Here is a 9,932-nt window from a genome sequence, read left to right as displayed (position 1 = left end):
ACTAAGATTGGGTTAAAATGAGTGAAGATTCAATGAAGGGTAACCCAAGAGTTCAGTAGAATAACGGAGAAAAAATCGGCTAATGGGGGGATAGCGCTAGGAGAGAGGGTTAAAAGTGAGGAAAGAACAGAGGAGTGCCGTTGGGGAAATGTGGCTAAAACTAGAAGGTTCATCAATTGAACAAGGACAAGGCTCTACCCTGTCCTTGTTATAGAAAATATACCTATTGAATGGCGTTGCCGTGGCGATCGAAGAGGTAGAGTTGGCGGGTATCGACGGCGAGGGAGAGGCGGTCAGCATGGTGCAGTTTTTGGGCGGAACCGACTCGGGCGATCGCAATGGATTGACTCTCTCCTGTTGGTTTTTCTAGCACTTTGGCTAGGTCATCTTTATCTTGGATTTCAATTTTGGCAATGGGAGAATTGAAATAGATAATGGTTTCATGACCTAGGGATTCAATGGTGGTGACTTCTACTTCAATTTTGTGATTAGCTGGAGTATTGCTATCTGCGAGTAAAAAGGCTTCGGGACGCAATCCGGCAAAAATGGGTTTGTTGAGATAGCGGTCAATTTCGCGGTAGCGATCGCAGGTTTCCGGGGCGATCGCCAATTGCTGAGTTCCGTAAGTGATAGCAAACTGACCGCTTTCGGTTTTGCGGAACTCACTATGAAAGATATTCATCGCCGGAGACCCCATAAATCCGGCGACAAATACATTCTTGGGGCGATCGTATAACTCTTGAGGCGGTGCCACTTGCTGGAGTTCCCCCAAGCGCATCACTGCCACGCGATCGCCCATTGTCATCGCCTCCACTTGGTCATGGGTCACATACACTGTCGTCGTTCCCATCTTGCGCTGCAAATCAGCAATTTCTGTGCGAATTTGTACCCGCATTTTTGCATCCAAATTTGATAGCGGTTCATCCATTAAAAACACTGCCGGGTCGCGCACAATTGCCCGTCCCATTGCCACTCGTTGCCGTTGTCCCCCTGACATTTGTTTGGGTTTATTATCTAGCAAATGAGTCAATCCCAGTTTTTCAGCCGCTTCCATGACTCGCTGTTGTCGTTCCCCTTTGGCAACTTTCATCATGCGGAGGGGAAATTCCATATTCTGCCGCACCGTCATGTGCGGATACAGGGCATAATTTTGAAAGACCATTGCAATATTCCGGTCCTGGGGGCTTTTATTATTCACCACATCCTGACCGATGATTAATTTACCCGCACTAATATCTTCCAACCCCGCCAACATCCGCAGGGCGGTCGATTTGCCACAACCGGAAGGTCCAACAAAGACCATGAATTCGCCATCTTCAATGGTTAAACAGAGGTCTTTCATGGCGGTGAAGCCATTGGCATAAACTTTGTAAATGTGGTCAAATTCTACTCTTGCCATTGTTTTAATTTTTGAATAGTTTGAACAACCGGCGGGGGTTAAAACCCCCGCCTCATAGCTAAAGTCGTCTAAAGACGACTACAAGTCTGATGCTGTGGTATTTTTAGTGGTATTTTTAGTCGGTTTTAACCGACTTGATCTGTTAGGCGGGGGTTAAAACCCCCGCCGTTGTTTTACCCCTTAATACCCGAAGAAGCAACCCCCTGAACAAACCATTTTTGGAAGATTAAGAAAATCACTAACATCGGTGCAACCATCATCACGCCAAAGGCCATAATATCTCCCCATTGGATTGGAGGTAAGGTTTGAAATTGAGCGATCGCAACCGGCAAGGGACGAACTTTTTCCCCCACTGCAATCATTGTCGGCCACAAAAACGAACCCCATTGGGTTAAAAAGGTGAGAATTGCGACCGATGCAAACACGGGTTTAGAAACCGGAACGATAATTTCAAAAAAAGTCCGGATTGGACCCGCCCCATCTACTCTGGCTGCTTCTTCCAATTCCTTGGGCAAGACGATAAAAAAGGTGTAAAATAAATAGATGGAAAAGGCATTGGCTATAAACGGAATGATTTGGGCGGTGTAAGTATTGCGTAATCCCAACCAAGTCATTTGAAAGAACAGGGGAACAGCAATGGCTTCAAAGGGGATAATCATTAAGGCGATAATCACCGGAAAAATAATATCTCGTCCCCGCCACTGCAATCGAGAAAAGGCATAAGCTGCCATTGAATTGACCAGAAGTCCGAACAGGACGATCGCCCCAGTAATAAAAATTGAGTTCCAGAAAAACTGGGTAAAATTAACTCGGTTAAATACATCCTGATAGTTTTGCAAAGAGGGATTTTCGGGGACAAACGCTTTTAATGAACCCGCCTCGATTAACACCAGATTATCCGGCTTAAAACTCCCGACAATCATAAATAAAATTGGCGCAATAAATAGCAAGGCCAAAATTGTCAAGACTACATAGCTGCCAATCATACTAACCCGCTGCTGGTTTTTGCGGTGGGTCATTAATTCATCATGAGTCATCGCAGAACCGCGACTTCCTCCGGTTGATGCTTCCTGGGAAATTTCCTGAACTTGTTTCATGAATGTAGATTCCGTAACGTTTATTGAGAAGGTTGAAAATTACTTGAAACGGCTCATTTTTAGCCTTATTGTGGCTAAATTAAACCATTTAATCCATTGCCCGTTCTTCTTTAATCAAGGTCCGTTGGATGAGGGTAATCATCAAGACGACTAGGAAAAAGACCACCGTCATGGCCGCCCCTTTTGCCATTTTTTGCTGTTGATATGCAGCGGTTACTGCTTCATACATCACCGTCGTGGTGGCATCCAAAGGTCCGCCATTGGTCATGATTTCGATTTGGTCATAAAGGCGAAATGACAGAATTGAAGTCACCAACATGACGAAAATTAAGGTATTTCGCAGTTGGGGTAAGGTGACGTGCAGAAACTGGTTCCATTTATTACTGCCATCAATGGCGGCAGCTTCATATAAATCACTGGGAACTGACTGTAAACCGGCTAAGAGAATCACCATTTGAAATCCCACTCCCTGCCACATGGAAAGCAGCATAATCGCCGGAAGTGCTAGATAGGGGTCACGGAGAAAATCTCGCGGTTCCCATAATCCAAAGGTGATAAAATCCAGAAATGAATTCATCATGCCATTGGCACCGGGGGCATAAATCAAAATCCATATCACGGAAACCAACGCCATTGGAAAAACTACCGGCATGAAAAACAAGGTGCGAAAGATAGCCATGCCGCGCAGGGGACGGTTGAGTAAAATGGCTAATCCGAGGGCGATCGCCGTTTGCAATGGCACGACTACCAGGGCAAAAATGGCATTATTGAGTAAGGCGCGACGAAACGAGGGTTCGCTAAAAATTCGCGCATATTGTTCTAACCCAATAAACCGGGTAGGTAACGGCGAACCGAGTCTTAAATTCGTAAAAGACAAAATTGCCGCTAAGGTAAAAGGCAAGGCCACAAAGAGGAATAATCCAATCAACGCAGGGGCTGCCATTCCTAGGGCGCTGCGCGTATCATTTGGAGCGGTTAATGTTGTTTGATTTGCCATAAGTTTAAATTGAAATTTATCTGGAAAATCACTGAAATATCCGCAATTTCTGGTCACCTCTCAAAGAGGTTTTTGGAAACGGTGGGACGTTTTTGGATGGGCTAACTCACGTTAGTATACCCTTCATTATCCCGAATGTCTAGGTCAATTTCTGTAGCAGCCCGTTCTAAAGCTTGTTGCACTTCCAGACCATTGCGAATGTTATTAAAGGCTTCTTGAAAGGCTGAAGTAATCACCGGATAACCGGGAGTTTGGGGACGGGGAACGGTTTTGTTGTTCAACAATTGTGAAGAAAATAAGCGCAACGGACCGCCTTCGCGGTATAAGGGAGATTGGGCGATCGCACTTTGGGTGGCAGGGACGGCCCCATTCGCATTAGACATAGCCAGCACTTCATCCGGCTGTAACAAAAACTCTAAAAATGCCATTGCCGCTTGGGGGTTTTGACTTCTTTCTGTGATTCCCCAATTCCATGAACCCTGGGCGGTTTTCGATCCATTGCCTAAATTCGGCAGAGGCAACACGACTAAATCATCTCCAAAAGCTTCTGTATAACTCGGATAGACCCAGTGCCCCACCCAAGAAAGCGCCACCCGTCCGGTGGTAAAAGCGGCGTCATCCACATTGGGATCAACGTAGCCATTTTGCATCCAAGACTGCACCTGTTCCATTGCTGCTACGGATTCAGGACTATCCATGACACCGGAAGCAGTTTGGTAATTTGTGCGATCAATGGTTGCACCGCCCGCAGAATATAACAGTGGCATAAAGGCATAAGTAAACCACTCTCCGGAATAGTTTAGCTTAAGGTCCAGCACTTGTCCGTCCGGGTCATTTTCCGCTAACGTAGCTAATGCGCGATTAAATTCCTCTGCGGTCCAAGCGTCCGCGTTCCCTTGCGGGATGCGAATTCCAGCGCCTTCTAGCACACTGCGTCGTCCGTAAATTCCCAGTCCGGAATCAAAAGTACCGACGGAATAGAGGCGATCGTTATAGGTTCCCTGGATCAGAATCGACGGCAACAGATCCATGCGAACTTCTGAAGACATCAAATCATCAATGGGTCGGAGGTTTTGCTGCCAGACATAATTATAGATAAATGGCCCATCAAATTCGAGAACATCGGGCAAATCCCGTGAGATGGCTGCCGCTTGGATTTGGGCATTATAGGAACCTTCCGGTAGAAATGTGAGCCTGACGGTGACCTCATCATGAGCGGCATTAAACCGAGTGACTTGTTCTTGCAGGGTGATTCGTTCTGCATCTTGACCGGCGTGCGCCCAGACTTCCAGGGTTCCGGGGTCCCTGGCATTCCTGACACATCCAACAGCGATGCTGAGGAGGAATACGGTAAAAGCAAGCATTCGATATAAACGTTTAAATTTCATGGCGGGTTGATTGTGATTCCCAAACATCATTGGTTCCCGTTTTACCTCTATCTTCACTACAAAGTGGATCTTTTTGTGGGTTTAGGGAAGAAAAAACAAATAATTTTAAGTTTCTTAACTAAACTTCATCAAAACTTGAATTTTTTTAAAGCAGGGTTTGGCTCACTTCGGGGTGAGACGCTTTCCGATTCAATTCAGCAGGCGTGAGAACGGACAGAGTGAGTCTGACTGGAGGCGATCGCTGACTGCCTGGGTATCTCCTCGAAGTTCAGACTCTTTCGCCTTCCCCTCTATTATCCCGCTGAAAAAATGCCGGTTCAACGATTTTTGACCGGGGCTTGAGAGTGAGCAGTCTTAGAGTTAGGAACGGCTTTTTTTCAAGAAAAACCAAGTTTGGCTATCAACCTTTCCATCCATAATTACCGTCGCTTCAGGATATTGCAGATTGATATCTCCTTGAAAATTTTTAACTGCTGCTTCGGTTTCAGGCCCAAATGTTCCATCAACTCCCCCCTCGCCTAAATCGTATCCCATATTTAATAAAATTTGTTGAATTTCTTTAACCTCTTCCCCTTGACTGCCCCGTTCTAATATGCGTTGATCTAACATGATTCTGCCTCCAACTTTTTCTAAAAATTTGATAAAATACCCCCAGGTTGTCCTTTGGGTATGATTGAGTACAAAACTCGGTACTCTACCGATTCAGAGCCAGTTTAGCCCCGTCTGTGGCGGGTCTCCCACTATCCCAGGATATATTTTAGCGATGAAATCCTTGGACGTCGCTACAGTCAGGGCAAGACCAACGGGGTTTTTACCCAAAGTTTTTACTGATTCGTCACCAATTAGGGCCATTAATCGGGCTTCTTGGGGTCTTTATCTAAACCGGAATGTCCGAAACCACGGGAAATCAGGGGTTTCCACCGGACTTCCAATGTTCGACCCTGGGGCGATCGCCGGTCGGATTTCCTGGGGATCGATGGGAAATGACTTCCCGTTATGTATTAACATAGACTTAGCAGGTCCTCTCTCTTAATGAGTTAGGCCCTGGAAAATCCCGCGTCCGATGAACATCGAGCCAGGGTAAATAATCAGCAAAAATTATTAACAAACAACGATGAATTTGCACGGAATTGAAACAGGGATTACAACTTTAGTTATATCGGGAAATATCATTTTAACCAGTTTATGTCAACTTTTAGCAATATTAGTGATTGGCTTAGGGGTCACCCGAGCCTTAATAATTTTCGTCAAAGATGCTCTGTTTAAACCTCATACAATGGAGGCATTTCAACGCAGCCGATTAGTGATGGGATATTCCTTTTCTTTGGGGTTAAGTTTCCTGATTGGCGCAACGATTTTAAAAACCATGATTTCCAGTCAGTGGGATGATATCGCCCGGTTAGTCGCGATTATTGCAGTGAGAACGGTTTTAAACTATTTATTATTGCAGGCGATCGCCAAAGCTACCCCAGAAGTCTCACAAGTCAGCAGTCCTGTTCAAGCCTAAACCGGGTCCCAGGCGATCGCCTCTTCACTCAGAAGGATTGCGGATGGCAGCAATTTCAGGAGGCGATCAGCGATTGATCGGCGTCAGGAGAATTAAGCGAGTGGCGCAATGGGACTCAGCACTTATGATATGCTGACTAAATACGAGACAATTCTGAAATGCAGTTTATATGGCAATTCCTGAGAAAATTGAATCAATTGTTGAACGAATAACCCAAGAATTAGAGAACACTGACCAAGCAGCAACTCAGGGATTAACTGTAGTCAGAGCTTTATTGTCTCAGTTTGTCAATAATGCTATACTGATTCAGTATTTTGCGTATCTCAACGCCGTCATAGTGTTCGTACAAACCTCTCAACGTCAGACCCAGACTACGGTTGAGGCGATTTCTCCAGCCGATGTCCCCCCAGAAATCATTGAGGAAGCGGGGGAAGATTTGGGAAGCTTGCTAGGTTGAGTTATAGAAACTAAAATAGAAGTTGAACAAATTCTCAATCGCTTAGAGGGACTACGATGAAAGAGCTACCCGATGATGAAAAAACCCTGCTTGAACTGTTGGAAATGACAAAACTCGCCGAACAAAAGGCCCGAACAACCAGCGAACTGGCAACAGAAATCGCCTTAAAATATCAAAATCGGATGTGGGAAATTCGAGAAGCCAGGAAAGGTGAAGTGAGTGGTATCCCGCAAGAAATATAGGAGGCGATCGCCTCTTTACTCAGAAGGCTTGCGGATGGCAGAGTGAGGAATGTCGGGCCACACACAGGGTGTTCCAGGCATTCCATCTTGCTCGCTCAGAACACCCAATTAAAATGCCAAACCGCTTATTAGATAAACACAAAAAAGACGATTATTACTTGAAGAAAGTCAATAATCGCTTGAATTGATATTCCCGTAAGGGTAGCGAACTGTGCAACTACAGTGGATATTTCAGTGAGTCCCGCCCCCGAAGTCGCTAACGCTATTACCTGGGTCCAAAGTTCCATTAAAGTAGACCAGTTAGCTACGATGGTTGCCAATGAGGAAACTGACATAACAAATGCTTTAACGACAGTTAATATGTCTGTTAGGTAATTGATATTTTCTGCTCCCCTCTCGTGAACATAATTTAATATTTGCTCGATTACAGGGTAAAATTGCGTTGAATCCATGTTCATTGCTCCTTTTCTTTCATAATTAAGAATTGTCATTCCGAAAAGAGTTATTCAGGGTTTTAAGTGATAAGTTGCTGTTCAATTTGAACTTCTAACTTTGCCCAAGAATGCTTTCATTCGGCAAAATTAGCCAAGTTAAAAGCTCAAACAAAGCTGAATAAAAACCCTGAAAACTCACTCCATCAAACATCAGAGATAGCTTATACGATTTTTATGCCCCTAATTTGTAGCACAAGTTGTTGCAGCCCATTCTCCCAGTTTTTCAGCAACAAAAACACCCACTTTGTAAGTACCATAGGTGGTGGCAGCTGTGCCACCTGCCAACAAGCCCGCCATAACTAATGGTCCACCTACCGCAGATGTAACGACGGCTGTTGCGGCTGCACCCGTAGCGCTACTGCCTAGCACACTGGCTAGAGTTGTTGTTAACCCACCTAAACCAAGTTGTGAAACCGCAGAAGCTATACCGGCATAGCCTGCTAAATTTCCTGCACCTGCTGCCGAGGCGGATGTAATAGTCTGGAATAATAGCACTGTAGTTCCAGCACCTTCTTCGATTGCAGACCAACTTGATCCATCTATTCCTGTGCTCATGTCTTGATATGCTTTACAGATTTTTTCAGGAGTAGCATCCAAGAAAATTTTGGCCTGATTACGAGCTTTAGAATTGAGGGCTGTAGAAGTAAAGTTTTGTAAAATTAGGGACATTACTTTATAGCTTTCGCCGTACTTACTTTGCAGCGCCTTTTTGGTAATCTTCTGTAAGCCATCCCCATATTTGGAAGCGTCAGCAACCAAACCTTGAAGATCGGCGGCTAATTGTTCTTTGCTGAGATGGCTTTTTAGATTGTTTTTTTGAGAAGACACAAAGTCTTGGACTACTTGCTGTTTTTCCAATATTTCATCCAAATCTTGAAGCATTTGTTCCCGAGTCGGCAAGTTTTTCTTGAAAAAATTACGCGAACTATCCAATACATTTCGGCTAGAGTTGACTCCTTCGGAAATAAAATGCTTAATTTCATCTTCATTGGGAAATCGCTCTAGCATTGACAGCGCTATTAAATCAACGGGTTGAGGGACAGGTACTTGAAGAGCTACCTCCGTTGATAACTGCGGCATTTTAAAGGCTTCAGACTGGGCTAATGCCGCCGGAGTAAAAAATGTTCCTAGTTCAATCGTAAATGCTACAATCAGGGTAAAGACTGCTACAATTCGTCGAGTGGTTTTGTTCATGATAGTTGATTGATTGAGTCACTGAATGCATGGGCGATAGATAAAGGGAGCAAGATTTCAAGCCAATAGGTATAGCAAAGCCGATCGCCAAGGGCAAACGCAGGCTTTATACTGTAGCCTGGGTAGAAGGCTTAGATTTATTGTCAAATTCCTGCCATACTCACTATCCCGCTACTTTGACTACGGGAATAACTTGCATTATTCCGTTGGTTTGGTTGAATTCTCTTCCTTGTATAAAATTCCGTGTCAGAATACACGCTTAATCTGGCTATACCGGGGTTTATGGGCGCACAGTACAGATTTTTCCTAGATTTCCGCCTCCGAAAGAATGATAAACAGCCGATCGCCTCAGTTAGCCGTGAACCCAGCTATAAAACGCTGGTATCCCGATCGGCTTTCAAAAACCCCGCTTTTGGGAGTCTCTCCATTCTCTGTCTTGCCTCCCAACTTTACCTAATTATTAGAAGTCAATCTAATTATTGAGTATTTAAGCGGAGTTTTCAACGTCTCGTTACAAAATTTATCATTTATTCTGGTAAACACCCATTTTTCTGATGTCTGTCATAAACTGTACCCTCTGTTAGGGGCTGGGTGGGATAGTGGTCCTCTGCTTGCTGTATTAACCCCTCCAGTTTTATCACAATATCCTAAGTCAATTTGATTTTCTAATATTTTTGAAAACCCTTGAATTTTCTCTGAGAAAAATATATATTATTCGTGTAGATACAAGAATTTTTGATAAATTACATGGAGTTTTCCCTCGGTCATCGACTGCGTGCCACCCGGCAACGGCTGGGTTTAACCCAGGAACAGGTTATCGAACAGCTTAAAAACTGCTATGGTGTCACGATGAGTCAACAGGCGCTCTCCTGTATTGAAAATGGTAAGCGCAAGGTTGATGCGGAACGGGAATTACCGGCACTAGCGGCGGTTTATGGTCAGGCGATTGATTCGTTTTACCAGTCCTGGACTCTACCCGCTGTGGTGGAGGCTCCCTCGGGCTCTGGGGGTGATTTACAGTCTCTGACCCCGGAGGAGAAATTTCATCTGGCGATCGCCCTGCTGCATCAAGTTTTTCTCCTGAGAGGGTGACAAGATAGCTAAACCACTTGCTGTACAAGGGATAGAGCATTTAGACCTCGGCGAAAATTCAGAGC

11 protein-coding genes are annotated in these 9,932 nt (G+C 44.8%); 4 read left to right on the top strand and 7 right to left on the bottom strand.

Annotation, left to right across the window (positions count from 1 at the left end; genetic code table 11):
* Positions 1–223: 223 nt before the first annotated feature.
* The 5 genes from NG795_RS15865 to NG795_RS15845 all read right to left on the bottom strand — a co-directional run bounded on the left by NG795_RS15865 (position 224) and on the right by NG795_RS15845 (position 5,490).
* A complete protein-coding gene (locus NG795_RS15865; RefSeq protein ID WP_367289629.1) occupies positions 224–1,399 on the bottom strand; it encodes an ABC transporter ATP-binding protein in 1,176 nt (391 codons plus the stop codon).
* A 173-nt stretch (positions 1,400–1,572) separates the two neighbouring features.
* Positions 1,573–2,496, bottom strand: coding sequence for a carbohydrate ABC transporter permease (locus NG795_RS15860; RefSeq protein ID WP_367289628.1), 924 nt, complete (start codon positions 2,494–2,496; stop codon positions 1,573–1,575).
* A gap of 88 nt (positions 2,497–2,584) precedes the next feature.
* Entirely contained in the window at positions 2,585–3,493 is a 909-nt protein-coding gene (locus NG795_RS15855) for a carbohydrate ABC transporter permease (RefSeq protein WP_367289627.1), read from the bottom strand.
* 101 nt (positions 3,494–3,594) lie between these two features.
* On the bottom strand, positions 3,595–4,881 hold the full coding sequence (locus NG795_RS15850) for an ABC transporter substrate-binding protein (RefSeq protein ID WP_367289626.1): 1,287 nt from the start codon (positions 4,879–4,881) through the stop codon (positions 3,595–3,597).
* A gap of 360 nt (positions 4,882–5,241) precedes the next feature.
* Positions 5,242–5,490 carry a peptidoglycan-binding domain-containing protein gene (locus NG795_RS15845; RefSeq protein ID WP_367289625.1) on the bottom strand — a complete coding sequence of 83 codons (249 nt, stop codon included), beginning with the start codon at positions 5,488–5,490 and terminating at the stop codon, positions 5,242–5,244.
* 505 nt (positions 5,491–5,995) lie between these two features.
* Between NG795_RS15845 and NG795_RS15840 the strand changes: the two genes are divergently transcribed.
* From NG795_RS15840 to NG795_RS15830, 3 genes are all read left to right on the top strand, one after another.
* Positions 5,996–6,388 carry a DUF1622 domain-containing protein gene (locus NG795_RS15840; RefSeq protein WP_367289624.1) on the top strand — a complete coding sequence of 131 codons (393 nt, stop codon included), beginning with the start codon at positions 5,996–5,998 and terminating at the stop codon, positions 6,386–6,388.
* A gap of 169 nt (positions 6,389–6,557) precedes the next feature.
* On the top strand, positions 6,558–6,845 hold the full coding sequence (locus NG795_RS15835) for a hypothetical protein (protein WP_367289623.1): 288 nt from the start codon (positions 6,558–6,560) through the stop codon (positions 6,843–6,845).
* 56 nt (positions 6,846–6,901) lie between these two features.
* Complete coding sequence (locus NG795_RS15830) at positions 6,902–7,087, top strand: hypothetical protein (RefSeq protein WP_367289622.1); 186 nt, start codon at positions 6,902–6,904, stop codon at positions 7,085–7,087.
* Between the two features lie 128 nt (positions 7,088–7,215).
* Here the strand turns inward: NG795_RS15830 and NG795_RS15825 are convergent, their stop codons facing one another.
* Positions 7,216–7,539: a hypothetical protein gene (locus NG795_RS15825; RefSeq protein WP_367289621.1), complete on the bottom strand. Its 324-nt coding sequence runs from the start codon at positions 7,537–7,539 to the stop codon at positions 7,216–7,218.
* 222 nt (positions 7,540–7,761) lie between these two features.
* Positions 7,762–8,775, bottom strand: coding sequence for a hypothetical protein (locus tag NG795_RS15820; RefSeq protein ID WP_367289620.1), 1,014 nt, complete (start codon positions 8,773–8,775; stop codon positions 7,762–7,764).
* Between the two features lie 735 nt (positions 8,776–9,510).
* Here NG795_RS15820 and NG795_RS15815 point away from each other — a divergent pair.
* Entirely contained in the window at positions 9,511–9,867 is a 357-nt protein-coding gene (locus NG795_RS15815; RefSeq protein ID WP_367289619.1) for a helix-turn-helix domain-containing protein, read from the top strand.
* Positions 9,868–9,932: the final 65 nt, after the last annotated feature.

Origin of the sequence: Laspinema palackyanum D2c, from assembly GCF_025370875.1 — a bacterium.
In the GTDB taxonomy this organism is placed as follows: Bacteria; Cyanobacteriota; Cyanobacteriia; order Cyanobacteriales; family Laspinemataceae; genus Laspinema; species Laspinema palackyanum.
This window is presented reverse-complemented; position numbering and strand designations above follow the sequence as displayed.

Excerpts from the sequence above, each read along its gene's own strand:
- NG795_RS15820 (WP_367289620.1), bottom strand. The coding sequence starts at position 8,775 with ATGAACAAAACCACTCGACGAATTGTAGCAGTCTTTACCCTGATTGTA.
- NG795_RS15855 (WP_367289627.1), bottom strand. The coding sequence starts at position 3,493 with ATGGCAAATCAAACAACATTAACCGCTCCAAATGATACGCGCAGCGCC.
- NG795_RS15830 (WP_367289622.1), top strand. The coding sequence starts at position 6,902 with ATGAAAGAGCTACCCGATGATGAAAAAACCCTGCTTGAACTGTTGGAA.
- NG795_RS15845 (WP_367289625.1), bottom strand. The coding sequence starts at position 5,490 with ATGTTAGATCAACGCATATTAGAACGGGGCAGTCAAGGGGAAGAGGTT.
- NG795_RS15860 (WP_367289628.1), bottom strand. The coding sequence starts at position 2,496 with ATGAAACAAGTTCAGGAAATTTCCCAGGAAGCATCAACCGGAGGAAGT.
- NG795_RS15850 (WP_367289626.1), bottom strand. The coding sequence starts at position 4,881 with ATGAAATTTAAACGTTTATATCGAATGCTTGCTTTTACCGTATTCCTC.
- NG795_RS15840 (WP_367289624.1), top strand. The coding sequence starts at position 5,996 with ATGAATTTGCACGGAATTGAAACAGGGATTACAACTTTAGTTATATCG.
- NG795_RS15865 (WP_367289629.1), bottom strand. The coding sequence starts at position 1,399 with ATGGCAAGAGTAGAATTTGACCACATTTACAAAGTTTATGCCAATGGC.
- NG795_RS15825 (WP_367289621.1), bottom strand. The coding sequence starts at position 7,539 with ATGGATTCAACGCAATTTTACCCTGTAATCGAGCAAATATTAAATTAT.
- NG795_RS15835 (WP_367289623.1), top strand. The coding sequence starts at position 6,558 with ATGGCAATTCCTGAGAAAATTGAATCAATTGTTGAACGAATAACCCAA.